The following is a 25,186-nucleotide window of genomic DNA, read 5'->3' as shown; positions in this document are numbered from 1 at the left end:
TCTGATTACATACGTTCGTGGAAGCTACGGCTGATAACTTCCAATTGATGTTCGCGGCTCAACTTCACGAAGTTTACGGCATAACCGGAAACACGGATGGTGAGTTGCGGATATTTTTCCGGATGTTCCATGGCATCGTAAAGCATTTCACGGTTCAGTACGTTCACGTTCAGGTGGTGAGCGCCTTTGGTGAAATAGCCATCCATCATTGTCACCAGATTTTCTACGCGATCCTCTTCAGTAGCTCCCAGTGATTTGGGGACGATGGAGAAAGTGTTGCTGATACCGTCCTGTGAGTCGCGGTAACGTAATTTCGCTACGGAACTCAAAGAGGCGATGGCACCGTTCTTGTCACGTCCGTGCATAGGGTTGGCTCCCGGAGCAAAAGCGACACCTTTGGCGCGTCCGTCGGGAGTAGCACCTGTCTTCTTGCCATACATCACGTTGGAAGTGATGGTGAGCAAAGATAAAGTAGGACGGGCATTTTTGTAAACCGGAAGTTTCTTCAATTCTTCGCTGAAGAAATAGACCAGGTCAACACCCAGGTGGTCTACCTTGTCGTTGTCATTACCGAAGCAAGGGAATTCGCCTTGAATATCGAAACCTTCTGTCAGACCGATGTCGTTGCGGCGTGCAGTTACTTTGGCATATTTGATGGCCGACAGTGAATCGAGGGCGATAGAAAGTCCGGCTACACCGTAAGCAAGGTTGATGCGTGGGTTGGTATCTACAAGAGCCATTTGGGCTTTTTCGTAGTAATACTTATCATGCATATAATGGATGATGTTCATCGCTTCGTTGTAAACACGGGCGATTTCCGTCAATACCTTCTTGTAGTTGCTCATTACTTCTTCGAAGTTCAGTGTGTCGCTGGTTAGTACGGGGATATTTTTCACCATTACCGTACCGGTGTTTTCGCAACGTCCGCCGTTGATGGCAAGCAACAGGGCTTTTGCCAGGTTGCAACGTGCGCCGAAGAATTGGATTTGTTTTCCGATTTCCTGATAAGATACGCAGCATGCGATTCCGTAATCGTCAGACTGGCGCACTTCACGCATCAGGTCGTCGTTTTCATATTGGATGGAAGAAGTGTCGATAGATACTTTTGCGCAGAATTCTTTGAATCCTTCCGGCAGTTCCGGGCTCCACAATACAGTCAGGTTCGGTTCCGGTGAAGGGCCGAGGTTGTAGAGTGTTTGCAGGAAGCGGAAAGAAGTCTTTGTCACCTTGGTACGTCCGTCGTTGAGGCGTCCACCCAGGGATTCGGTTACCCATGTCGGGTCGCCGGCAAAGATGTCGTTGTAAGATTGCATACGCAGGTGACGCACCATACGCAGTTTGATGACAAACTGGTCGATCAGCTCCTGTGCGAAAGATTCTGTGATGGTTCCTTTGCTCAATTCATATTCCATATAAATGTCGAGGAACGAAGAGACGTTACCCAGTGACATAGCAGCACCGTCTTGTTCTTTTACGGCAGCAAGGTAAGCCATGTACACCCATTGTACGGCTTCTTGTGCGGTGTAGGCAGGACGGCTCAAGTCGAGTCCGTAGTATTCGCCCATTACCTTCATGTCCTTCAATGCCTTGATTTGCTCTGCCACTTCTTCGCGCAGGCGGATGCGGGCTTCGGTCATCGGACCGGTAAGGTTACGCAAATCTTCTTTTTTTGCCTCAATCAATCGGTCGATACCATAGAGAGCCATACGGCGGTAGTCGCCGATGATACGTCCGCGGGCATAGTTGTCAGGAAGTCCGGTGAGGAATCCCAGAGAACGGAACGAGCGGATTTCTTCGGTATATACGTCAAATACTCCGTCGTTGTGCGTCTTGCGGTAGTGAGTGAAGATATCTTTTACGCGGTCGTCCACTTCCACGCCGTTTTCGTGGCAGGCTTTGCTTACCACATTGATACCTCCGAAAGGCTTGATGGCACGTTTCAGAAGTTCGTCTGTCTGCAGACCGACGATCAGTTCGTTTTCTTTGTCGATATATCCGGCTTTATGAGAAGTGATGGTTGAGACGGTGACATTATCCAGTGAGCGTACTCCGTTATTGGCTCTTTCTTCTGCCAGTGCTTCGAGGCAGCGGTTCCATACAGCTTTTGTGCGTTCGGTAGGTCCTTCGAGGAAAGAAGCATCTCCGTAATACGGAGTGATGTTATGACTTACGAAATCTCTGACATTGATTTCAGTGCTCCAAAGACCGTCTTTAAAGATCTTATTTAATTCCATAAATGATAAAATTAGAGGTTGTAGTTATCCTTTTCTTTAGAGCGCACAAAGTTACAACGTTTTTTCATATAATCAGCATAAATATGCTCTATTTTATGCTTTTCAACATAAAATACCTAGATATTGCTATTCTTTGGAAATGATGTTCGTGATTTTTTTTTGTGAAAACTCTTGTAAGTTTAAAATATATTCGTACCTTTGCACCGCTTTTAACGAAAAGCACTTCTGATAAAGAAGTTTTGGAGAGGTGGCAGAGTGGTCGATTGCGGCGGTCTTGAAAACCGTTGTACTGCGAGGTACCCGGGGTTCGAATCCCTGTCTCTCCGCTGAACGTGCTGGACAGAAATGGTCAGCAAACGGACAAAAAGCTACAAATCAATGATTTGTGGCTTTTTTTATTGCCCGAAAGTCCTGCTTCCAAGACTTCAAAAGTACGGTAAAAGACAAAGTTTCGTTACTAAATCGTTACCTATTCCCTGCCGGACAAAAACGGTAACGAATTGTCCATAAATGACCTGATAATGACTATATTAGTCCATAGTCTGCATAACTCGAAAATGAGAGGTAAAAACTAATTTTGCAACTAAAAATTTTGAGTTATGAAATCGACATTCAAGGTTCTTTTTTATTTGAAGAAAGGTTCTGAAAAGAAAAACGGCGAGGTTATGATTATGGCACGCATCACCATAGACGGCAAACTTTGCCAGTTCAGTACGAAACAGAGCATCCAGCCCGACAACTGGAGCATTGCTGCGGGCAAAGCCAAAGGCAGGGATGCCGGGAGGATAAACGCCCTTTTGGACGACATACGTTCTTCCCTGAATACCATTTACCACGAAATGCAGCGGCGTGACAACTACGTGACCGCCGAGAAAGTGAAAAACGAGTTTTTAGGTCATAGCGAGAGCCACGAAACAATCCTTTCATTGTTCCAAAAGCACAATGACGATGTGAAGCAGCTTGTGGGCATATCCAAGACGATAGCGACCTACCGCAAGTATGAAGTGACCCGCCGCCACCTCGCTGAATTTATCCAAAGCAAGTACAATGTATCGGACATATCCATAAAGGAGATAAGCCCGATGTTCATTACCGATTTTGAGTTGTATTTGCGTACCGCCTGCAAGTGCGGCTATAACACCACCGCCAAGTTCATGCAGTTCTTCAAGCGTATCATCATCATTGCCCGTAACAATGGCATACTGGTGGGCGACCCGTTCGCCAGCTACAAAATCCGGCTGGAGAAAGTGGACAGGGGTTATCTGACAGAGGACGAGATAAAAATCATCCTTAAAAAGAAAATGGTTTCCGAACGGCTGGAACACGTCAGGGACTTGTTCGTCTTTTCCTGTTTCTGCGGTTTGGCTTACAGCGATGTCGCCAACTTGCGGCAGGAGAATATCCAAAAGTCCTTTGACGGTAACCTTTGGATAATCACCAAGCGGCAAAAGACGAATACGGACGTGAATGTTCCCCTGCTGGATATTCCCAAGATGATTTTGAAGAAGTACAAGGGCAAGTTGCCGGACGGCAAGATACTTCCCGTAATCAGCAATCAGAAGCTAAACGCCTACTTGAAAGAGATTGCCGATATATGCGGTATTAAAAAGAACCTGACGTTCCACCTTGCCCGGCACACGTTCGCCACGACCACCACGCTGTCAAAGGGCGTACCCATTGAAACGGTGTCCAAGATGCTGGGACACACAAACATAGAAACCACGCAAATCTACGCCCGCATCACCAACAGCAAGATAGGCAGCGATATGCAGGGGCTTGACAAGAAGTTTGTCGGCATCGAGAAGATTTACAAGGAAGTCGCCATGTAATCTTGATTATTGGGAACTGGTCACAATTTGTGACCAGTCCTTACTATTATTCCAACATTGCTAAATCTCCTAAAATATACGATTATGGATTTGCAGATTATCCAAAACAAGATTTTTGAGGTCAGAGGTTGCCGGGTGATGCTCGATTATCATTTGGCAGAACTCTACCAAGTGGAAACACGAGCCTTGAAGCAGGCGGTCAAGCGCAATATCGAGCGTTTTCCGGGTGATTTTATGTTTGTACTCACCCAAGAGGAAGCTAACTTGCTGTTATCCATAGGGGTATCACAAAATGTGATACCCCCTGATTACAACTTCGGCGTTGCTATGCCTATGGCTTTCACCGAGCAGGGCGTAGCCATGCTTTCTTCGGTTCTCCGCTCCAAAGTAGCCATAGAAGTAAACATTTCAATCATGCGGTCTTTTGTCCTCATGCGCCAAATGGCAATCGGTTACGAGGAACTGTCAAGGCGCATCGAGGAACTGGAGGTAAGCACCGATGCGCAGTTCAACGAACTGTACCAAGCCCTTACCCAGCTTCTAAGCCAGTCGAAACAACAGAAAGAACGCCGTCCGGTAGGTTTCGTTACCTATAACCGTGACAAAAACGAATAGGTAACGATTTCGGTAACGAAATTCCGCCTAACAAACTATATCCCAATAAAGTACATTCTTCCACCTTGCGGGCAGTCCACCGACTACCCGCATTTTTTATATCCTTTTCCAACTGGCACATTCCCCGAAACGCCAGCCGTGCGTGGCATGGCTGACTGTATTTCGTGAAAAGAGCCGTTGGAAACCCGCACAAGCGTACCGCAAGGTAAACTTGCCATACCCTTGCCTTTCCCGCCCGCATGGAGTGTTCCCTAAAAGATGAAAGAGAACAGGCACTTTTTCCCGGTTTCCCTATCTGTAAATCTTCCTCTTACGCAGTCCCCCAGCCGGGACAGTCGTTTTAATCATTTCAATAGGCAAAGGTAGTTACGTGTTCTTCACGATTTTGCAAGGTCGAGCCGTTCCGGTTTGGCGAAAAAATCTTCCCTGCCTTGCGAGGTATTTTTTGCCCAAAACCTTGCAAACTCTAAACACTACCCTTTTACGCCTATGTGAAACGAAAACGACCGACCCGACCGGAAGACGCATAAAAAAAAAGTCGGATTTACGGGAAACAGGAAAAAAGTTCAGTGAAACTTCAACTCCCTCACCTCTCAAATCCGCATAAAATTAAAAACTTAAAAATTACAGCAATATGGAAGCAAAGGTATTATCGGAAGCAAAAGTTTATGTAGGCACTTATGCCAAGTACAACAACGGTTCATTGTCCGGCGCATGGCTCGACCTTTCGGACTATTCGGACAAGGAAGAATTTTATGAAGCCTGCCGGGAACTTCACAAGGACGAGGAAGATGCGGAATACATGTTTCAGGACTGGGAGAACGTGCCGGAGGGCTTAATCGACGAAAGCTGGATTTCTGAAAACTTCTTTGCCCTGCGTGATGCGGTGGAGGATTTGAGCGACACCGAGCAGGAAGCCTTTTTCGTGTGGTGCAACTATAAAAGCCATGATTTGGGCGAGGAAGATGCGGACGACCTTGTACGGGATTTCCGGGATGAATATCAAGGGGAATATGACGATGAAGAAGATTTCGCCTATGAAATTGTAGAGGAATGTTACGACCTGCCGGAGTTCGCAAAGACCTATTTCGATTACAAACAGTTTGCCCGTGACCTGTTCATGTGCGATTACTGGTTTGATGACGGCTTTGTGTTCCGGGCGTCATAACAACCAATCCGGGCGGGGTGTCAAAGCCCTGCCCGCTTAAAACAACCAAGTTTATAACCATAAAAAAATAAGACATCATGCAGTCACTTAACAAAAACGGGGTAAGCATCACCCAAACACCGGGAGAAGAAAAGTTCGTGAAATGCCGTTTAGGGGCTTTCAGGGGACAAATTTATTATCAATATGACTACCGCCACACGGACGGCGAACTTTTCAGCATGGTAGCCAAAACGCTGGACGAGTGCCGCCGCAGGCGTGACGAATGGGTAGTGAAGAAGAACGGAGTAATAAACAAGTAAATTTCAGGGACATGAAAACAACAGAAGTAAACAAGAAGCTTATCGGCAGGCGTTGCGAGTGTATTTTTACGGGCTTAATGGTAACGGGCGTTATCGAGGACACAGAAGAAAACGAACACACCATAGAGGTAAAAGTCCGTTTCGACCACCCGCACCAGTGGGGCGATGATTTGTATAATGATGTGTGGGCGTGGGGGCGCAAAATAGACGAGTTCGGCACGCTGCACCATTTGCAACTGTTGGAGGACAAACCGGACTTTCAGATAATGACGGTAGTTTTCGGCGAGCCAATCAGCCGGATAGACCGCAGTGTTTTTGAAGATGTGGAAACGTGGGGCGTCTGTTCCCTGCAAGGTTGGGTAAACAGCTATGAAAGTGTCCGGTTTGTAGCCATAGACGACCATACGGCAATCATCACGGGCGAATATAACATGGAGCAGGTAAAGGTGTGGTTAGAGAAATACACGTCCATAAAGAGCCTTAAAACCAGTTGATAGAGGACGGCGGCTGCTTGCCGCCGTTACTTTCTTCCGTGAGCCTGCCAGCGGGTGAAGAAAGTAACAAAGAAGCCTTTCGTTTTCCCTATCATGGAAACAGCCCGCCGATGCTTCCCGGCGGGCTGTCTGCCCGATATTTACGCTTTGCGTATCATTCCATACCCGGTTTCCCAAGAGGATGATAAAAACGGATGTCGCAACTATAAATCCTCATAGTGAATAAATTTTACCCCAAGTATGCACACGGTTTCTTCTTCCTCGATGTCATATTTCCATGTCCGTTTAGTGACAAGCATTTCCGTTTCGCAATCGAACCATACCATTACGGGCGCATCATCTTCTTCGTCCGCCCATTTGAAAACCTGATTGGACGGCGTTTTCCATAATTCAGCACTGTCACGTTCGGAAATACAGTCCTTGTCCACAATGATGATGTCACCTACTGCCGGAACTGTATCTGTTTCCAACGTGGTTTCTATGTACCACGAGATACCTTCTATATCCAATTCTATTTTTACCATGTCGTTTTATTATTAGGGGGTTATTGTTTCCGTTCCTTCTTCGCTGTTGTCATTATTAAATGATAGTGTAAGTTGCTGCATCTGCCCGAAGCTGTCGATGATATAAATGTCAATCGTCTGCTGGTCTGTCGATGCCGAGGTGTAGTAGAGCCGGAATGTTTCTTTCTCCAGCGGGTAAAAGTCATTGGGCAGGAACACCGTGCCGTTATCCATTTCCAGCTTCCCTTTGCCGTCCGGCTGGAAGTACCTTATCTGATAGGTAGTCGGCTGGTAGTAGCCGCCACGCACCAGTCGGCAGCGTATTTCGGCGGTTTCCCCGACTTTCAGCCTTTTGGGTACTGGCAGTGTTTCGATGCTGAACGGGTACGCCTGCTGAATATCCAAGTTGTCATTACAGGCGGTCACAAGCACGAGGGCGGCCACGATGCAGCAGCCCATGATGATTTTATACATTACATTCTTCATATACATTATTATATAGCGGTCAGTTGATAATGAATTTCAGTCCCAAAGATACCTGCGTGTGGAACTTGCCGATGTCCGAGCCGAACAACGCCCGTTCCCTTGCGTTCAACAGCAGAGCCACCCGGTCGGTCAGGTAGGTTTCCAGTTCCAGCGTCAGCGCACCGCCGTAAATGAAGCAGTCCTTATCCAGCAAGGTAGAGCCGTCCGGCAGCAGCTTTTCGCTTCGGTTGCTTGTTTCGTACCCGGCGAGAGCCGACAAGCCCAATGAAAGGAAAAAGGTCTTTCGTCTGTCCGATAGGAATTTCAGGTAATAGCCGCCCTCTGCGGTGAACTGTTCTACGGGTATCTGCATATCCTTGTAGTCATACTTCTTGTGCAGGTATTCGCCGCCAATCACCCAGCGGTTGGCGTTCTTGGTGTAAACGCTGTACGCCGCCCCGATGTGGTAGGCGAAATCACTGCCAGCGTTCCAATGCACCCCGTCCGTCATGCCCGCCGTGACCTGCAAGCCTTTCATGCCCGGCAGGTATCTTTGTGCGTGTGCCTGAAACGAGGTCAGGCACAGCGCAAAGAGCATCATTATAAAGATGTGTCTTTTCATTCCCTATTTGATTTTTAGTTCGTCAATCACTTCTGCGTTCACGATGTCGGCGTTTTCCACCCGTATGGTCTGATGCCGCCCGCCGTTCTTCTCGTAGAGTTCCACGACCAGCAGCTTGTCGTCAGGAATGGTAAACTTCGGCAGGGCGTACACCGTGCGCACGGTCGATTTCCCGGCAATCTCTATCACCTCGTTGTAGCTGCGTACCGCATCCAGTACCGTTTCCTGAATAGCCGTGCGTTTGGGCACTTTTTTATCGGTTATCTTAAACCTGATGAAGTCCGTGTCGAAAGGCACGTTGGAACTGTTCTTTGTCTGCGTGTGCACGTAGAGCATCCCGTTATATGTGTAAATCCCCTTGATTAAGAACTGTATGCCGAAACGCTTGCTACCCAAGTGGCGCACTTTCCGGTCATTGTTCTTGTAGATACTCTGCATTATCAGCTTCACCAGCAGCGGGCTTTCATTACCCAGTTCCCGGAAATAGATGTTCATGCGGGTATGCGAAAAGTCGCTGGTGTCCTCGTTCTCCAAGAAGTCTTTCATTTCGATGTTGAGCATTTCCGGTTCACGTGCATATTTGGCGTTGAATGAAAAGAAACTCCCGTCCTCGCAAATGACGGAGAAGTTCGTTTCTCCCGGAAAGCCCTCTGTCGTGGCTTTCACCCGGATTACGTTCTCCGCACCGTCCGCCTTGCCCGCTATGATGTGGTTGCTTCCCAAATCCACGTAGCGGACGGCGGCGGGGAAGATGATATGCACCGTCTTGGCAAAGGTCACTTCCACGCCGTAGGGCGTTACCATTTGTCGGTACGGGAGTTTCCGGGTAATCCCCCGGTACAAGTCGTTGCCAGCCGCATACTTCACTGTGTCGGTTTCCTGTGCGTTTGCTGCACACACGCCCAGCAAGAGGGCGAGCAATACAAAAATCTGTTTCATTGTCAATTAAAATTTTAGTGGATGAATATTTGTTGAGTAATTATTGCTGTTTGGCGTAAAGCATCACCCTGTACCCGGCTTTCAGCTTCACTTTCACGGTTCGGAACTTCTTGGCGAGGTAGCCGGACGTTCCTTGCAGCAAGCCCCTTGTCACGTCCATAGCCACCTGCTGCCCGGCACTTTGGGCAAAGGATATGCTTGTACCCAGCCCGCTTCCGATATTCGCCATAGCTTCGTTGAACGCTTCCTGCTCCATAGAGGACGGGACGGAAAGCCCCTTTTGCCCGTCCGTGTCGAACACGGCGAGTTCCACCGGGATGATGTTGCCAGCGTACTCAATCGAGGACACCAGTATGTCGAGCCGTTCGCCCTGCACCTTTGCCGTTCCCGCCACAAGGGTATTCTTCGGCACAACGATATTTCCCGCCTGCATGGGTTCGAGCAACCGGAGTTTCACCGCCTGCCCGTCCACCAGCGTTTGGTCTTGGTGTATGCAGGCGGCTACCGTGTTCTTTCCCATAGCGTACCCCGTGCCTACCGCCGTGTTGAAGCCGTAGTTTCGTGGCTGGCTGTAAGCCCGGATGAAGTCGGCATCGCTCATGGGCTGCTGCAATCCCGAAACGGTCGTTTCCCGGATAGCCTGCACCGGAATAGCCGGAGTGCCGATACCGCCACCGTTCTGCCCGGCTGTCGGTATTTGGGCAATCTGTCCCCTTTGTCCGTCCTGCCCGTTCATATACTTTGCCGCCAGCTCGTAGGACTTTTCCAAGAGTGCCATTTGGTCGTCAGCCGTAGGCGTGGCGTTCTGCTGCTGTTTCAGTCGGTCGGTCAGTTCCGCCACCTGCCGTTTCAATTCCTCTTTTTCCTCGTCCACAGGGGGCGTTTCGTAGAACGTGCTTAACTGGCGGTTGATGTCCCGGTAAGCCGCCCGTGAAGAAGCACCGCCGCCCCTTTGTGGCTTAGGATCTTCTTCCGGCATCAGATTGATTTCCTCTTGTGGTTCTTCCGTATCATCGTCCAGCGTGAAACCGAAGTCCTGCAAGGATTGTATCTTGTCCTGCTGTTTGCGGCTTGTCACCGCCTGCTCGTAAGCCTTTTGCTTGTCGGCTATAATCCCGTCCTCTGCGGGCAGGGGTATGTCGGCATTGAAGCCGCCCACGCTTTCCACATTCACGTCCTCTTTGCCGGAGGGTGCGAATATCAGGTACATGCACCCTGCAAAGGCAAGGAACATCAGCGGGAAGACTATCATTTTCCTGCGCTGCTGCACCTGCTGCGGGGTAAGTTCCCGTTTGGGTTTATCTTCCTTTTTCGGCTTCCCGTCCGCCTGCGGTACGGTCGTGCCGTTCTCATTCTTCTGTACTTCTTCCATATTGCGGTCTGTTTAACGGGTTGATACTTTTGGTTGTGTCATTGCCGTGCAACGGCAGTTGTCTGATGTGTTCTATTTGCAGCCTTTGCCCGTCCCGTTTCCCGATATTGTAGATTGATGAAACGGTGATGTAGATAGACAAGCCGCCGAAAAAGAAGAACATCACGAGGATAACCGCCAGCCTTTTGCCCGGCGTAATCCGTCCGCACATTCGGCGCAGGCGGTCGTCCGCCCAGTCCCGCACCTTTTCGATGTGGTTTCGTTTTCTTTCCATAAGGCTATCTTTTAATGGTCTGCAAATCCTTGTTCTCGGTAATGGTGAACGCTTCGATGATGAAGCCGTGCGGGTTGTTGTCGCTCCGTGTGGCGTTAAGCAACCGGCACGAGGTGACAAGGCTTCGCACCGTCAGGCTGCTTTCCCGGACAATCAACTGGCGGGCATACGTGTTCACCTTGTAGGGGTACTGGTCGAAGTCGCACTTCACGCTGTCAATCTCCACCGTCTGCGTGACGTTTCCGGAAATCACCCGGTTGTAGTAGCCCTTTTCCGCCAAGTCCTTGTAATAGTTGAAAGCGGTCTTGTCGGCGAGAAACAACGAGCGTTTGATGTTACTTTCGATAGCTCCCTTTTCGGGTGATAAGGTGAAGAAAAGTTCGTGGAAACGCCGCACGTGCGACTTGGCTTCCACGGGTCTGTTCTGTGCCATGTCCTGCGAGAGTGCCAGCATCAGGCTTTTGCCGTTGTCGAGGACGTATATCTTCTGCCGCTGCTTTTCGGCGAAGCTGTACGAGTTCCACACGGCAAAGCCCGTCACCAGTGCGCACAGGCAGATGAATACCAGCGCAAAGAGCCGGATTTGCCGGAAACTCGTTTCGATGTTCGTTAATGACTTAAATTCCATATACTAAATATTGATGTTGGTTATTTGAGTAGTTTCCCGGTTACTTTCCCGCTTGCCGCACCGACCGCAGCCCCGGCGATTGAACCAGCCCGTGCCACGTTGCGGTTATAGGCAGACGTACCGCCAGCCGACACTATCCAGCTTGCCACCGTTGGAATGGTGAAGTAGCCCACGATGCCGATAATCATAAAGATTATATACACGGTGCTGCTCCCGTCCGGGATGAAATTCGGGTCTGAAAGCTGCTCGATGTCTTTTTGGAGCATCAGGGTTTGTATGCGTGCCAGCACGCTGCTGAACAAGTCCGACACGGGCAGCCACAGGTAAATGGAGATATAGCGTGAAATCCACCGGGTCAGCGTGCTTTGGAAACCGTCATAAACGGAAATCGCAAACGCCAGCGGACCCAGTATGCTTAACACGATTAGGAAGAACGTGCGCAGCGTGTCTATAATCAGCCCCGCCGCCTGAAAGAGCATTTCCAATAACTCCCTGAACCAGTCCCGGACGGACTTCTTGATGTTGTAAGCCGTCCTGTCCATGTACATGCCCGTCATAGTCACCATGTCGGAGGGCGACCAGCCCAGTTCTTCCAGTTGTCGGTCAAATTCCTCGTCCGATGCGAGGTAAGCCGTTTCGGGGCTTCGCATCAGGGCTTCATATTCCAGTCGGTCTTTCTGCGCCCGGTACTCGTTCATGTCGAAAGTCTGCGTTTCCATAAGCTGGTTGCACCCTTTTACCACTGGCGACAATACCGTGTTGATAGTCCCCAGCACGAAAGTTGGAAAAAACATGATGCACAGCCCCAACGCAAAGGGACGCAGGAGCGGGTACACATCTATGGGTTCGGCACGTGCGAGCGACTGCCACACTTTGGCGGCTACATAGAACAAAGCTCCCAGCCCGGCTATCCCTTTGGCTACCCCCGTCATGTTGCTGCACAAGGGCATCATTTCATCGTACAGCACCCGCAACACTTGGTGCAGGTTGTCAAAATCCACCGCTGCTAATAACATAGGCATACCGATTTATATGTTACCAGTAGCGTTCATCCGCCGAGCCGTAGAGAGCCAGCACCCGGTCGGTGTCGTTCTTCTTCTTCGCCCGCAGGTAGGACACGGATATGTTCTTTCGGGTGTAGTAGTTCACGAGGTTGCGGTAGTTGAGCAGGCTTTTATAGGCGTTGTTGATTACCGCCAGCCTTTCGGCATCCGTCAGCGACATGCCCGTCACGTTCACTACATTCTTCAAGTCCTGCAACACGTCCGCACTTTCGGAGAGCAGCTTGGCGTACCCGGCTGAAATGGCGGTGAGTTCATCCGGCGTGTAGTTCGGGTCTGCCAGCATGTTCTGATAGTTTCGCACGTAGATTTCGGATATTTCCGCCACCAGCTCAATGGACTTCTTCACCTTGATGCCGCCCTTGACAACATCGTGTACCGCTTTGAGCGCATCGTAATATTTTTTACCCTGCTGGAAAATCTTCTGCGCTTCCATGAAGCCGTCCAGCGTGTTCTTGGCAGTGGTGGAAGTCTGCACTATCTGCTTGGTGGTGTTGATGATGCCCTGCGCCAAGTTGCCGGGGTCTGACACCACCCACTGTGCGGATGCCTTGCCGATGAAGCAAAGGCACACCGCCATAAGGAGAATTGTTCTTTTCATTATCTTTTGTTTTCAGGGTTTGTAACTCGTTTGTATTCGCCGCCGGGCATGAGCGTTATCCGGTCGGTCTTTTTGTCATAGGTGAACTGTATGCGGAAGCCCGTTTCGATGAACAGGCAGCCGTTCCGTTCTGTTACCGGGTAAGCCGTTTCCAGTATTCTGCCCCTGACATTCGCTTTCCGGGTGACGGTGTATCTGCCGCCCGTTTCCGAGAGTGTGAAAGCCGGGTGTCCCCTGACGTGTACCCAATAGCCCTGCATCCTTTCCAGCTCCTTGCTTCCGCTGTCCTCGCAGCCCGCCAGCAGGCAGGCGGACAATAGCGTGTATATCAGATTGTCAATCCATTTCATGTTCCTAATTTTTAAGTTGTTGATGATTGGGGATTTCTTTTGCTTTCTGCAAGCCGCTTGATAGCCAGTTCAAGGTTGCCGTCCAGCTTCTCGGCAAGAGCGAACAGTTCCATTTTTTCGCTTTCCTCGGTCGTGTACGTGTAATATTCTTCCAATGAAACTTCCGTGGCGTACACCGCCGATTGTGTGCCGCCCAGCGAGAAGAAAACTTCCTTGTACTTCCGTCCGGGGTGGTTCGCCATGTTGATAGACAATATCTGCGAACGCTCCTTGTCGGTCAGTCCCAAGAGGTTCTGTATGCTGTCGAACTTGTTAAGGTATTTCCTTTGGTCTAACAATATTTTGCAGTCCGAGTTATTGATGATACTCTCTTTCACGATAGGGGAAGAAATAATATCCTCTACCTCTTGCGTGACTACAATCGCTTCCCCGAAATACTTTCGGACGGTCTTGTACAAATATTTTATGTAGTCCGCCATGTTCGCCGATGCAATCGCTTTCCACGCTTCCTCGATTAGTATTAACTTCCTTATCCCCTTTAACTTGCGCATCTTGTTTATAAAAGCTTCCATGATGATGATAGTCGTTACCGGGAATAAAATCTTGTGGTCTTTGATGTTATCCAATTCAAAGACAATGAAGCGTTTATGCAGCAAATCCAGCTCTTTGTCGGAGTTCAGCAGGTAGTCGTACTCACCGTCACGATAGTACGGTTCAAGCACGTTCAGGAAATTGTCAATGTCAAAATCCTTTTCCCTGACGTTCTTCTGTTCAAGCTGTCGGCGGTAATCATCCCGGACAAACTCGTAGAACGTGTTGAAGCAGGGCGTTACCGAACTGTTTTTGCCTATCAGGTCGATATAGGCACTTACCGCATTGGACAACGCCACTTCTTCCGACCGTTTGGGGGCTTCATCGTCCCGCTTCCACAGGGTGAGTATCAGGGTCTTGATACTCTCTTTCTTCTCGATGTCAAATACCCCGTCTTCGACATAGAACGGGTTGAACGCTATCGGGTTCTCGTTGGTGTAGGTGAAATAAATCCCGTCCTCGCCGTGCGTGCGGTTGTGGATAAGCTGGGACAGCCCCAAGTAACTGTTACCCGTATCTACCAGCAGCACGTGCGCACCCTGCTCGTAATACTGGCGCACCATGTGGTTGGTAAAGAAGGACTTACCCGACCCGCTCGGCCCAAGTATGAACTTGTTTCTGTTGGTCGTGATGCCTTTCTTCATGGGCAAATCCGATATGTCGATGTGCAGCGGACGACCGCTTACCCTGTCCACCATTTTGATGCCGAACGGCGAAAGCGAACTCTTGTAGTTCGTTTCTTCCACGAACAGACAGAGAGCCTGCCCCAAGAACGTGTAGAAACTTTCCTCTGTGGGGAAGTCGGCTTCGTTGCCGGGTATGCCCGCCCAAAAGAGCGTGGGCGTATCGACCGTGTTGTGGCGTGGCTTGCACTCCATTAGCGCAAGCTGGCTTCCCACATCGTTGCGTATGCGTTTGAGTTCGTCCCTGTCGTCACTCCATGCCATGACGTTGCAGTGGCAGCGTACCGAAATAAGCCCCTTACTGTGGGCTTCGTTCAGGTACTCGTCTATCCACTCCTTGTTCACTTGGTTGGCACGGGAATAACGGGAGAGCGATTGCATATTCCGGGTGGTCTGCTCGAAGTTCTTCAGGTTTTCGGCGTGGTCGTCTATGAAGATGAACTGGTTATAGACGTGGTTACACGACAACAGCACGCCCACCGGGGCGGCGAATGACAGTCGGCAGTCGCTCCGGTCAGTGGATAGCTTCTCAAATCGGCAGTCCGTCCCGACCTTTCCGGGCAAATCTTCCACGTCCGAGAGCGTGTGCAGGCACAGTATGTCGTCCCCGACCCGCATTTCTTCCGGGTACAGCCCGATGTCTTTCAGGCAGGTGGTATCTGTTTGCGAGAGCGAGAAGTATTTCTCGATGATGCCCGCCTTTCCGTCCTGCCCGGTGATTTCCGATGCCGCCAGCCGGGTAAGGGTGACAAACCCGCTGTCGTTCATAATCCTTTCAAACTGCCCGACCGCTTCGATGAACTTTGCCGCCGCTTCCTTGTCGGCTATCTCCTGCGGTACAATCCTGCCCCGGCAGAGGGTGGAGAAGTCGCTCTGTCGGCGGCTTCTCTCCCTTGTCGTCTTTGTCAGGAACAGGTAGCAGTAATGGTTCAGGAACGGGCGTTCATTGAAGTGCCGTTCAAAGGATCGGCTTAAAAAACTAAGCTCGTCCCTTTCGGTGTCGGGCTGGTAGTTCTCCTTGATGAAGAAGTCCTGCTTGTGTACTATGGAGTAGTCGGGTAGCACCTTGACCGCCTTGTACCACGCCGAATGTATGGCTTCGTACTCGGCACTGGTGACGGTGAACAGTTCGGGCAGTTCCACCCTGAAAGCCACCGTGATGTCTGCATCCTTTGATATGATGCAGCCGTTCTCCACCGCCAAAAGGGGAAATTTCCTTTCCAGCGTGGTAGCCTTTAACATATTCCTCATAGTCTTTCTTCCTTTCTTTTTTTGTAGGTGAATAATCGGGGTATCGCCTTTCGGCTGATAATGAAGCGTGGGTGTCTTTTGCGTGCGGCGGCTTTCATCAGCCCGTGCGTGCCGTACTTGGCGTTGAGCCGGAACGTCTGCCACACGAGCAGCAGCGAAGCTGACACGATGAAACCGATACATAGCCACTGGTTCACGCCTGCCATGAACAGGACGATGAACACCACGAAGACGGCGAGCAAGCCGCCGCAAAAGATAAAGAGGTACTGGCTTTTCAGCCCCTTGAACTCCACCGGCTTCCCGATACCCCTGTTTACCGGATATTCAGACATTGCCGCCTTTTTAGAGGAAGAACGAACGCAGGATAGTGGCGGCGACAATCAGGAAGATGCACGCCCCGAACCAACTGGCGGCGGTCTTTGAGGTGTCGGGGTCGCCGCTTGAAAACTTGTTATACACTTTTACCCCGCCAATCAAGCCGCAGACCGCCCCGATTGCGTACACCAGTTTTGTTCCGGGGTCAAAATACCCGGTGATTAGGTTCGTGGCTTCGGTGATGCCCGCCTGCCCGTTTCCTTGTGCGTAGGCACTTACCACGGCGGCAAGTATAGCCGCCGACAAGAAGATTTTCTTTCTCATTGTGATTTGTTTTTAATGCCGGGCGGCGGGTGGATAGTCCGCCTTTCCCGGCTGGTGAATAATTTGAAATTTTAGTGGTCGGGGATAGTCCCGTTTGTCTGTTTGGTTTTCAGGTTGCCAATCAACCGTAATCCCGTTGTTTCATGCTGTCAGGCTTATACATTATTATATTATAGGAAATCGTTCATGTCGAACGCTTCGTGTTCCTCGCTTGTATCGCCAGTTCCGGCAGGGAGAGCAGCCGTAGCCAGTTCCGCTTCGTTGCGTCCCAGCAGTTCCGCCACCCTTGCCAGCCCGCCGTTGATGTTCTCCACCACCGCATCGTAGAGGTTCGTCCCCTCAATGCTTGCCAGTGTCCCGGCGGCTTGCCGTTTCTCCGCTTCGGTGGGGTTGTCGGCGTTCGCCGTGCGTACCGCTTCGCCCAGTTCGTCAAAGCTCACGCCCGTAGCCCGCCCGGTATCATCGTCACCGTCCATGTACCCGGCTATTTCCTCGTCCTCGTGGTCGGGTTCGTCATTCTCGTAACCGGGCGTTTCTTCCGCTTCGGCTACTGCTTCCGGAATGTTTTCTTCCGGCTGTCCGTCAGCCTGCGGCGCAAAAATAGTATCATTTTCAGCCGCTTGCGGGAGGTGTCCCGATTTGTCCTGCTCTGTCCCGATTAGTCCGCCCTTGTATCGGCTTTCACCTATCAGCGTGTAGCCCGAAACCTCGTTTCGTGGGAGTGGCGCATCATCCGTTCTGCCCGGTGATGTCCGGCTGTCCGTGTAGCGATACCACAGCCATAGGGCGATATAGTACACCAAAAGCCCGGTAAGTATGCAATAGATTATCATAGTCAGACAGGCTTTTGGAAGTGGCTTTCGTACAGGGTGTTTATCTCGTCTTGGTACTGCTCGAAGTGCCGCAGCAGAATGTTTTCCACGTAGCTGCTTACCGTCACCTTGCGCCCGCCTATCACTGTCACGATACGCATCAGCTTCTCGTGCGTGGTACGGCTCACGTATAAGGGCTGTCGGTCTGCCAGTTCCACTTTCTGAAAGTAGGTTTCCCGGTAGTCGCCCGAACCGCCCTTGCGCCTGCGGGGTGTCGGTTTCTCTACTTGCACCGTTTCTGTTTGTGTTTCTTGCGGTACATCATTCGTCTTATTATTATCTTGTTTACTGGGAACACCCTGCGAGATAAGCTCTTTCATGAAATCCTCGTCTATCTTCGGCATCCCGCCGCTTTGCTTTGCCATATCATTTTAATTTGATGTAGTACGTTATTTCGGTTATCAGTTCTTCCAAGTTGCTTCCCCTTACCAGCGGGCGGCTGGCGGGAAAGAGCGTGGAGCGGAACACCGCCTTTTTATCCGCCACCAGTTCCTTTTTGTAGCGTTTGGTATCGGGGATAAAGGTTTTCATCAACGGCAGTTCCAGTTCCTTAATGGTCTTGTCGTAGGCGGTGTAAAGGTCTGTTTTCTCCCGCCCGTCCACCATGTTCCAAAAGAGGTACAGCCCGGCAAGTCGGCAGGCTTCATTCCTCACCAATAGCTTTTGGATAGCCATTGCGAACGACAGGCTGCTTTCCAGTACCACCTTGTCGGCTGAAATGGGGGTGAAAATGTAGTCCATGCCCGCAAGGGAGTTTATCACGCCCTCGCTGTTCACCGTGCCGGGCAGGTCGAAAAACACTATATCCGGCACGTGTCCGGCGGCTATATATCCGTCAGCCGTTGCAATCGCCTTTTCAGGTGAACTGCACAATACCGGGTAGGCTTTCTTTCCCAACCGGGTGAACTGTTCATACGCCATGCGCTTGTAATCTTCATCCGCCCCGACCTGCTCGGCATCCCGCTTTCGCATCCCGGCAATGGAGTGTTGGGGATAGTCGCAATCGACCACCGCCACATCGTAGCCTTTGAGGTAGTAGAGGTAACTCGCCGCCAGCACGGTAAAGGTTGTTTTGCCGACCCCGCCCTTTTGGGTGGAAAAGGCGACATACAGGGGTGTTTTCTCGTTTTCCATATTGCTTCCGTTCATTATTGGTTGATAGATTTATTTATTGCTTTCAATCATTCATTCCATATTGCAATCTTGAAATATTGAAAGATTGTTTTATTTCAATCTTGTTTTCCTGCTTTCATTCTTTCTTGAAATATTGAAATCCTGCAATCACGTTTTATTGCAATCCTGCTTTCAATCATTCTTTCCTGATTGGAATATTTCTTTCAATCTTGCTTTCAATCTTGAAATTCGATGCAAAAAAAGGGAGAAAAAACGTCCCCTGAAAACCTTGTCCCGATTTGTCCTGCGCTGTCCCGTTTTGTCCACCAACCACCTATTTTACAGCATTATAAATCACCGTTACTTTGCAGCGGAGTAACGAACCGCAGGAGGCGCAGGTGTAAAACCGGGCTGGTGAACGCAGGGCTTACCGTTCCACGCTAACCCCAATCCGTCCGTGACGGATTTCGATTTTCGTCAGAAAATAGCAAGGTGTGTTCTATGGCACATAGAACCGTTTTCCGTGCCTGAAAACGCCTTGCCCCTTGCGGGGGTGAAAATCACTCCGAAGTCGTAATTTTTTTAATCCAAAGAAGCATGGAAACAAGAAAACCTAACAAGGGCGGTCGCCCCGCCCTCGCAGACCCGGCGAAGCATCGCCATGTCCTTTACCTGAACGACCGGGAGAACGCCCGCTTCCTCTCGCAATGGGAGCAGTCGGGCGTCACGAGCAAGTCCCGTTTCATCGCCGCCCGGCTGTTCGGCGAGCCGTTCCGGGTGGTGAAAGTGGACAAATCGGCAGTAGAATATTGCGCCCGGCTGACCGAATTTTATGCACAATTCAGAGCCGTGGCGGTCAATTACAACCAAGTTGTAAAGGCGTTGCACAACAACTTTTCGGAGAAAAAGACACTGGCTTTTCTCTATAAATTAGAGAAAGCGACCACCGAACTGGCGATGTTGAACCGTCAGGTTATCGACCTGACAAACGAGTGCAAGGAACTATGGTTGCCAAAATAAGCACGGGCGGCAATATGTTCGGCACACTGGCGTACAACCAAAACAAGGTGGACAGCGGGGAAGCAAAGGTGCTTTTCTCCAACCGGATGCTGTTGAGCGAGGACGGGAATTTCTCTATCGGCGAGTGTATGCGCAGCTTTGAAATGCAGATGCCCGTCCAGCTATCCACCAAGAAGCCGATACTTCATATTTCCATAAACCCGCACCCGGAAGACGTGCTGACCGACCAGCAGCTTTCCGACATTGCCAAAGAGTATATGCGGAAGTTGGGCTATGGCGACCAGCCCTATTTGGTGTACAAGCATACCGACATCGACCGCCACCACATCCACATCGTGGGGTTGCGGGTGGACGAGAACGGCAAGCCGCTGAATGACAAGTTCGAGCATCGGCGCAGCAAGCAAATCACCCGTGAACTGGAAAAGAAATACGGGCTGCACCCGGCAGAGCGAAAGGAACGTGCCGAACGCCCGGAACTTAAAAAGGTGGACTATGCCGCCGGGGACGTGAAGCACCAAATCGGCAATACCGTGAAAGCGGCTTGCTATGGCTACCGCTTCCAGTCGTTCGGGGAGTACAAGGCTTTGCTTGCCGCTTACAACGTGTGCGCCGAGGAAGTCAAGGGTGAAGTGAACGGCAAGCCCTATCAGGGCATTGTCTATTCCGCCATGAACGACAAGGGCGAAAAGGCGGGCAACCCGGTAAAGGCTTCCCGCATCGGCAAGTCGGTGGGTTATGAAGCGGTGCAGCGCAGAATGGAGAAATCGGGCGAAGCAATCAGGAACGGGAAACTGAAAGAGCGCACCCGGAAGATTGTAGCCACTGCCATGCAGACCACCCGCAGCCGCAAGGAACTGGAACAACAGCTAAAGAAGCAGGGCATTGACGTGGTATTCCGTCAGAATGACAGCGGGCGCATCTATGGCGTTACGTTCATCGACCATGACAGCCGGGTGGTGCTGAACGGTTCACGCTTGGGCAAGGAGTATTCGGCGAACGTGTTCAACGAACGTTTTTCGGGCGAAACCGGAAAGATGCACCAGCCCGAAGTGTCAGCACCGCAGCAAGACCAGCCCACGCATCAGGAACAACCGGGGTTCATGCCGAAATCCGACATCGTTCCGGGTGTGGCTTCCGTGTTGGGTGCGTTCGGTGGATTGCTGGGCGGCGGTGCATCAGGCGGTGACGATCCGCAGGACACCGCCCGCCAAAAGAGAAAGAAGAAAAAGAAGCGCACAAGGCGCATCGACTAACTTAAAAAAACATTACAATCATGCAACAGGAAGATGATTTGAGAGGGCTTGCAAGGGTCATGGACTTTATGCGGGCTGTCAGTATTCTATTCGTGGGAATAAACGTGTACTGGTTCTGTTACTCCACCCTGAAAGAGTGGGGAGTGACCTTTGAAGTGATAGACAAGATACTGTGGAACTTTCAGCGCACCACCGGGCTGTTCTCGTCCGTTCTTTGGACAAAACTATTTTCGGTGGTGTTCCTCGCCCTGTCGTGTATCGGCACTAAGGGCGTGAAAGAGGAAAAGATAACGTGGGCGAAGATACATTGCAGCCTTGCGGTGGGTTTCGTCCTGTTTTTCCTGAACTGGTGGCTGCTGGAACTTCCGCTGCCACACACGGCGGACACTGTGTTTTATATCGCCACGCTGTCGGCGGGCTATATCTGTATGCTCATGGCGGGTACATGGATGTCCCGGCTGTTGAAGAACAACCTAATGGATGATGTCTTTAATACCGAGAACGAAAGTTTCCAGCAGGAAACAAGGCTTATCGAGAACGAGTATTCGGTAAATCTGCCTACCCGGTTCTACTATAAGAAGAAATGGAATAACGGTTGGATAAATGTCGTGAACCCGTTCCGTGCCAGCCTTGTGTTGGGTACGCCGGGTAGTGGCAAATCGTATGCAGTGGTGAACAGTTACATAAAACAGCAAATCGAGAAAGGTTTTGCGCTTTACTGCTATGATTATAAGTTTCCCGATTTGTCGGAAATCGCTTATAATCATTTGCTTAACCACTTGGACGGGTATAAGGTAAAGCCCAAATTCTACATTATCAATTTTGACGACCCCCGCAAGAGCCACCGATGCAACCCGATAAACGCCAGCTTCATGTCAGACATTGCGGATGCCTACGAAGCCAGCTACACGATAATGCTTAACCTCAATCGAAGTTGGATAAGCAAGCAGGGCGACTTCTTCGTGGAAAGCCCGATTATTCTTTTGGCGGCTATAATTTGGTATCTCCGTATCTATCAAGGCGGTAAGTATTGCACGTTCCCCCATGCCATTGAACTATTGAACAAGAAATACGCCGATGTATTCACTATTTTGCGCAGTTATCCCGAACTGGAAAACTACCTTTCGCCGTTCGTAGATGCTTGGGAATCAGACGCTCAAGAGCAGTTGCAGGGTCAAATAGCAAGTGCGAAAATCCCGCTTTCAAGGATGATTTCACCCGCTCTTTACTGGGTAATGACAGGTGATGATTTCTCGCTGGACATCAACAACCCGAAAGAGCCTAAAATCTTGGTTGTCGGCAACAATCCCGACCGTCAGAACATCTATTCGGCGGCACTGGGATTATATAACAGTAGAATAGTGAAGCTGATAAACAAGAAAGGTCAGCTTAAAAGTTCGGTGATAATAGATGAATTACCGACTATATATTTTCGTGGGCTTGATAATTTGATTGCGACCGCCCGAAGCAACAAGGTTGCGGTTCTGCTGGGCTTTCAGGATTACAGCCAGCTTACCCGTGACTATGGGGACAAGGAAAGCCGTGTGATACAAAATACTGTGGGCAACGTGTTTAGCGGTCAGGTAGTCGGTGAAACGGCAAAAATACTGTCGGAGCGTTTCGGAAAGGTGTTGCAGAAACGGCAGAGCATGACAATCAACCAGCGGGAGAAGTCCACCTCGATAAGTACCCAAATGGACAGCCTGATACCCGCCAGCAAAATATCCAACCTCACGCAAGGTATGTTCGTGGGGGCTGTGGCGGACAATTTCGATGAACGGATAGAGCAGAAGATTTTCCACTGTGAAATCGTGGTGGACAATGAAAAGGTGAAGCGGGAAACCGCCCGTTACGTGAAGTTGCCGCAGATAATTGACTTCACCGACAAGGACGGCAACGACCGGATGCAGGAAGAGATACAAGCCAACTATGACCGCATCCGTCAGGAAGTCCGGCAGATTGTCGAGGACGAGATAACCCGGATTAAGAACGACCCGGAGCTATGCCACTTGATTAAGGAGGAAGAATAGCTGTATATAATAATGTATGGAGTGAAGAACAGCCGATGTAGCTTTACGGTTGTTCTTCATTTTGCTTTTTGGTGCGGTAGGCTTCAAAACGCACTAATATTTCGTGCAGGTTCTTCAATGCTTCCACAGCCTTGCCTATCGGCGGCATCTTGCTTTTGTCGAAAGTCAGTTTCTTCAAATCGGCAGTGTACGCCGTAGCCACTTCGGGCAACGCCATGACCGCTTCGGCATCCTTGAATATCGGTGCATCAGCCAGCGACAAGTGCGAACGGGAGTTTTTATTTAGTCCGTCCTCTATCGTCACCCGGTACATGGCATCCAAGAAATCTTCCGAATGTAGGTAATCGTTATATTCCTGATTGTGGTAGAGTGCCGACAAGTCGTAAACGTCACGGATATGCTTTGCCAACAGTGCGGCTGCATCCTCATTGTAAGACAGCTTTACCAGCCTTGAAACCTTGTCGCAGATAGTCTTTCGGGGGTTGATACACTGCGTTTCAAAACTTCCCAGCCCGTAGGTGCTTATCAGTTCCTCTTGCCCGATGCTTTCAAGAAAGGCGGTCACAATCGGTTTGATAACCCGCTTGTCCGCCGGGTAGAACATCCGTTTTTTGTCCGGCAGGTCACAGGATTTTATCTCTACTTCCAAATGTTCTTTCAGTCCCACGCCTTGAAATACATTGTCATACGAGAAATACAGTTTACGGTAATTACCGCCCGTTTCCGACAAATCTTCCTTGTATATGTCACTATTGAGTTCGGCTATGTATTTGGAAAGTTTCTTGTTCAATGTCTTTTCCGCCTGCTTGGACGCACCTTTGTCACCCGTGAACACGAACAAGTCCAAATCTTCCGAGAAACGTTCTATCAGCCCGTAGGCTTTGGAAAGTGAAGTTCCGCCTTTGAAGTAGGTCTTATCCGCATATTCGGACATGGAAATATCCCGCAGTATCTTCGATACCCAGTAATCCTTTTCCACGTGCGACTGCTCGTAGCCGAAATGTTCAGCCGCCAGTGCGATGATTTCCTTGAACGCTTCCTTGTCCGAATGTAAATTCATATTTCTGTCCTATGCTGTTTTATAATCCAAGTTGAACCGTGTCGTGGGAAGAATGGTCTTTACCATTTCCGTTTGCAACACGGTTTGTCTGATGTCGCCCAGTATGTCCGCCACCACCTTTCTGACACGTGGCGGGTAACTTTTCGCCAAAGATACGATTTTTTCCAGTTCCGGCAGGCTGTACCCGTTGAAATATTGGCTTTTGACCCGGTTGTAGATGTCCTGCCCGGTTGTTCCGGGTATGCGCTTCATGTCCTTTATCGCATCGAGCAGCCGCAAGTATGGGACAAGGCTTTCATCCGGATAGACCATGCAGTAGGCTTTCACGCACTCTATATCCAAGTTCTTGAAACGGAAACGGCGAACCGGGTTAGGAGTGGCTATCGTTATGGTTGTGGCTACCTGTTCGGTCAGCCCCATTTTGTTATAGACGTAAGCCCCCGTGATATAGCCGTTCAGTTTTTCAGTCAGGTAGCGGAACTGTTCATCCTGATAGACAGGCAGCTTTCCCAGTCCCAGCACTGATTTCTTGGGACGGTAGTACGCCCCCTTTTCAACCCGTACCAGTACCCCTTTGCGGCTCTGTTCGGAAAGTAGCACCGCAACATTGGCGGTCTTTTCCGTTTCAAACGACAAATCCCGGAACGTGAATATACGCCCGGTATCTATCCGTTCAATCTGCCCAAGTATCTCTTTTCTGAATGAAGCCATATTTATGTCCTTTGTTTCTATATGCAAAGATAGTATATTATGTAATCACCTGCAAAAACATAACAAAGATTTTGCCGAAGATGTTTTCTTTTTGTCGTGTCACCTGATAATAGAAGAATAACGGAAACTCAATCAAAGGCTTGCCAAACGCTTCACAAACGTTCCAAAAATAAGCTGTATTTCAGTATTAATTTTGATATGTAGCTCATTATTAGCCTATTGATAAAATAGCAAACGTTTCATAAACGCTTCACAAATGGCTCGCAAGCATAATGCAAATTTTAATAAGTCGTTGATTATAAGGCATAAGGTCTATAATTAAATGGCTCATAAATGGCTCACTCCAAGAGAGTGATTAACTTCGCTCTCTTTTTTATGCCCTTTTCAATTCTGCAACCAATGGTTGCAGAATTTCATCCCACCCGGACAATTTCAGACAGCGCAGGACAAATTCGGACAGTCCTTGCCGCCCGTCCAAATATAGCATATTTAGTCGCTACCTTTGGGCG

27 protein-coding genes and 1 tRNA gene are annotated in these 25,186 nt (G+C 49.9%); 9 read left to right on the top strand and 19 right to left on the bottom strand.

The features are described from left to right. Window positions 1-5: 5 nt before the first annotated feature. Window positions 6-2,234 carry a formate C-acetyltransferase gene (pflB, locus tag HMPREF9010_RS14585; protein ID WP_004308785.1) on the bottom strand — a complete coding sequence of 743 codons (2,229 nt, stop codon included), beginning with the start codon at window positions 2,232-2,234 and terminating at the stop codon, window positions 6-8. A 241-nt stretch (window positions 2,235-2,475) separates the two neighbouring features. On the opposite strand from pflB, the gene HMPREF9010_RS14590 reads away from it, so the two are divergent. The 6 genes from HMPREF9010_RS14590 (at window position 2,476) to HMPREF9010_RS14615 (ending at window position 6,639) form a co-directional block, all read left to right on the top strand. Continuing rightward, a tRNA-Ser gene (locus HMPREF9010_RS14590) sits at window positions 2,476-2,560 on the top strand. 273 nt (window positions 2,561-2,833) lie between these two features. After that, window positions 2,834-4,063 carry a site-specific integrase gene (locus HMPREF9010_RS14595; RefSeq protein ID WP_008648492.1) on the top strand — a complete coding sequence of 410 codons (1,230 nt, stop codon included), beginning with the start codon at window positions 2,834-2,836 and terminating at the stop codon, window positions 4,061-4,063. An 84-nt stretch (window positions 4,064-4,147) separates the two neighbouring features. Further along, entirely contained in the window at window positions 4,148-4,678 is a 531-nt protein-coding gene (locus HMPREF9010_RS14600) for an ORF6N domain-containing protein (RefSeq protein WP_008648491.1), read from the top strand. A gap of 634 nt (window positions 4,679-5,312) precedes the next feature. Further along, window positions 5,313-5,846: an antirestriction protein ArdA gene (locus HMPREF9010_RS14605; RefSeq protein WP_008648490.1), complete on the top strand. Its 534-nt coding sequence runs from the start codon at window positions 5,313-5,315 to the stop codon at window positions 5,844-5,846. Between the two features lie 77 nt (window positions 5,847-5,923). Continuing rightward, on the top strand, window positions 5,924-6,145 hold the full coding sequence (locus tag HMPREF9010_RS14610) for a DUF3873 domain-containing protein (RefSeq protein ID WP_008648489.1): 222 nt from the start codon (window positions 5,924-5,926) through the stop codon (window positions 6,143-6,145). Between the two features lie 11 nt (window positions 6,146-6,156). Beyond that, the gene (locus tag HMPREF9010_RS14615) at window positions 6,157-6,639 is read left to right on the top strand and encodes a DUF6956 domain-containing protein (RefSeq protein ID WP_032852536.1); all 483 of its coding nucleotides are present in this window, start codon (window positions 6,157-6,159) and stop codon (window positions 6,637-6,639) included. 203 nt (window positions 6,640-6,842) lie between these two features. Here the strand turns inward: HMPREF9010_RS14615 and HMPREF9010_RS14620 are convergent, their stop codons facing one another. The 16 genes from HMPREF9010_RS14620 to HMPREF9010_RS14695 form a co-directional block, all read right to left on the bottom strand. Continuing rightward, a complete protein-coding gene (locus tag HMPREF9010_RS14620; protein WP_004327301.1) occupies window positions 6,843-7,163 on the bottom strand; it encodes a hypothetical protein in 321 nt (106 codons plus the stop codon). A gap of 12 nt (window positions 7,164-7,175) precedes the next feature. After that, the gene (locus tag HMPREF9010_RS14625; RefSeq protein WP_008648484.1) at window positions 7,176-7,634 is read right to left on the bottom strand and encodes a DUF3872 domain-containing protein; all 459 of its coding nucleotides are present in this window, start codon (window positions 7,632-7,634) and stop codon (window positions 7,176-7,178) included. Between the two features lie 13 nt (window positions 7,635-7,647). Continuing rightward, window positions 7,648-8,229 (bottom strand): conjugal transfer protein TraO, encoded by a 582-nt coding sequence (locus HMPREF9010_RS14630; protein ID WP_007845747.1) that lies wholly within the window; start codon window positions 8,227-8,229, stop codon window positions 7,648-7,650. 3 nt (window positions 8,230-8,232) lie between these two features. After that, window positions 8,233-9,168: a conjugative transposon protein TraN gene (traN, locus tag HMPREF9010_RS14635; protein WP_008648483.1), complete on the bottom strand. Its 936-nt coding sequence runs from the start codon at window positions 9,166-9,168 to the stop codon at window positions 8,233-8,235. A gap of 40 nt (window positions 9,169-9,208) precedes the next feature. Beyond that, entirely contained in the window at window positions 9,209-10,540 is a 1,332-nt protein-coding gene (traM, locus tag HMPREF9010_RS14640) for a conjugative transposon protein TraM (protein ID WP_008648482.1), read from the bottom strand. Then, entirely contained in the window at window positions 10,518-10,814 is a 297-nt protein-coding gene (locus HMPREF9010_RS14645) for a TraL conjugative transposon family protein (RefSeq protein ID WP_008648481.1), read from the bottom strand. Before HMPREF9010_RS14645 ends, traM begins: the two co-directional genes overlap by 23 nt. 4 nt (window positions 10,815-10,818) lie before the next feature. Next, window positions 10,819-11,442, bottom strand: coding sequence for a conjugative transposon protein TraK (gene traK / locus HMPREF9010_RS14650; RefSeq protein ID WP_004308760.1), 624 nt, complete (start codon window positions 11,440-11,442; stop codon window positions 10,819-10,821). Window positions 11,443-11,462: 20 nt separating this feature from the next. Next, a complete protein-coding gene (traJ, locus tag HMPREF9010_RS14655; protein WP_008648480.1) occupies window positions 11,463-12,458 on the bottom strand; it encodes a conjugative transposon protein TraJ in 996 nt (331 codons plus the stop codon). 19 nt (window positions 12,459-12,477) lie between these two features. Next, the gene (locus HMPREF9010_RS14660; protein WP_008648479.1) at window positions 12,478-13,104 is read right to left on the bottom strand and encodes a DUF4141 domain-containing protein; all 627 of its coding nucleotides are present in this window, start codon (window positions 13,102-13,104) and stop codon (window positions 12,478-12,480) included. After that, window positions 13,104-13,454: a DUF3876 domain-containing protein gene (locus HMPREF9010_RS14665; protein WP_004326111.1), complete on the bottom strand. Its 351-nt coding sequence runs from the start codon at window positions 13,452-13,454 to the stop codon at window positions 13,104-13,106. The genes HMPREF9010_RS14660 and HMPREF9010_RS14665 overlap by 1 nt, the downstream gene beginning before the upstream one ends. Before the next feature lie 11 nt (window positions 13,455-13,465). Next, window positions 13,466-15,979, bottom strand: a complete 2,514-nt coding sequence (locus tag HMPREF9010_RS14670) for a TraG family conjugative transposon ATPase (protein ID WP_008648477.1) — start codon at window positions 15,977-15,979, stop codon at window positions 13,466-13,468. After that, a complete protein-coding gene (locus HMPREF9010_RS14675) occupies window positions 15,976-16,311 on the bottom strand; it encodes a DUF4133 domain-containing protein (protein ID WP_008648476.1) in 336 nt (111 codons plus the stop codon). The genes HMPREF9010_RS14670 and HMPREF9010_RS14675 overlap by 4 nt, the downstream gene beginning before the upstream one ends. 10 nt (window positions 16,312-16,321) lie before the next feature. Further along, the gene (locus HMPREF9010_RS14680; RefSeq protein WP_004308755.1) at window positions 16,322-16,618 is read right to left on the bottom strand and encodes a DUF4134 domain-containing protein; all 297 of its coding nucleotides are present in this window, start codon (window positions 16,616-16,618) and stop codon (window positions 16,322-16,324) included. Window positions 16,619-16,788: 170 nt separating this feature from the next. Then, window positions 16,789-17,451 (bottom strand): hypothetical protein, encoded by a 663-nt coding sequence (locus tag HMPREF9010_RS14685; protein ID WP_008648475.1) that lies wholly within the window; start codon window positions 17,449-17,451, stop codon window positions 16,789-16,791. A 2-nt stretch (window positions 17,452-17,453) separates the two neighbouring features. After that, entirely contained in the window at window positions 17,454-17,855 is a 402-nt protein-coding gene (locus HMPREF9010_RS14690; RefSeq protein WP_008648474.1) for a DUF3408 domain-containing protein, read from the bottom strand. 1 nt (window position 17,856) lies between these two features. Next, the gene (locus tag HMPREF9010_RS14695; protein WP_004308752.1) at window positions 17,857-18,639 is read right to left on the bottom strand and encodes a ParA family protein; all 783 of its coding nucleotides are present in this window, start codon (window positions 18,637-18,639) and stop codon (window positions 17,857-17,859) included. Between the two features lie 561 nt (window positions 18,640-19,200). On the opposite strand from HMPREF9010_RS14695, the gene mobA reads away from it, so the two are divergent. Genes mobA through mobC form a run of 3 tightly spaced genes read left to right on the top strand, consistent with a single transcriptional unit; the run spans window position 19,201 to window position 22,906 of the window. Next, window positions 19,201-19,623 carry a conjugal transfer protein MobA gene (gene mobA / locus HMPREF9010_RS14700; protein ID WP_007754154.1) on the top strand — a complete coding sequence of 141 codons (423 nt, stop codon included), beginning with the start codon at window positions 19,201-19,203 and terminating at the stop codon, window positions 19,621-19,623. Then, window positions 19,608-20,876, top strand: a complete 1,269-nt coding sequence (gene mobB / locus HMPREF9010_RS14705; protein WP_008648472.1) for a conjugal transfer protein MobB — start codon at window positions 19,608-19,610, stop codon at window positions 20,874-20,876. The genes mobA and mobB overlap by 16 nt, the downstream gene beginning before the upstream one ends. A gap of 20 nt (window positions 20,877-20,896) precedes the next feature. After that, entirely contained in the window at window positions 20,897-22,906 is a 2,010-nt protein-coding gene (gene mobC / locus HMPREF9010_RS14710; protein ID WP_008648471.1) for a conjugal transfer protein MobC, read from the top strand. Window positions 22,907-22,949: 43 nt separating this feature from the next. Here the strand turns inward: mobC and HMPREF9010_RS14715 are convergent, their stop codons facing one another. After that, window positions 22,950-23,966 (bottom strand): nucleotidyl transferase AbiEii/AbiGii toxin family protein, encoded by a 1,017-nt coding sequence (locus HMPREF9010_RS14715; RefSeq protein WP_007754159.1) that lies wholly within the window; start codon window positions 23,964-23,966, stop codon window positions 22,950-22,952. A gap of 9 nt (window positions 23,967-23,975) precedes the next feature. Next, a complete protein-coding gene (locus HMPREF9010_RS14720; protein WP_007754166.1) occupies window positions 23,976-24,677 on the bottom strand; it encodes a DUF6088 family protein in 702 nt (233 codons plus the stop codon). Between the last annotated feature and the right edge of the window lie 509 nt (window positions 24,678-25,186).

This window comes from Bacteroides sp. 3_1_23 (genome assembly GCF_000162555.1).
Taxonomy (GTDB): Bacteria; Bacteroidota; Bacteroidia; order Bacteroidales; family Bacteroidaceae; genus Bacteroides; species Bacteroides ovatus.
The sequence above is the reverse complement of the archived record's forward strand: the minus strand, read 5'-3'. Positions and strand labels throughout refer to the sequence as shown.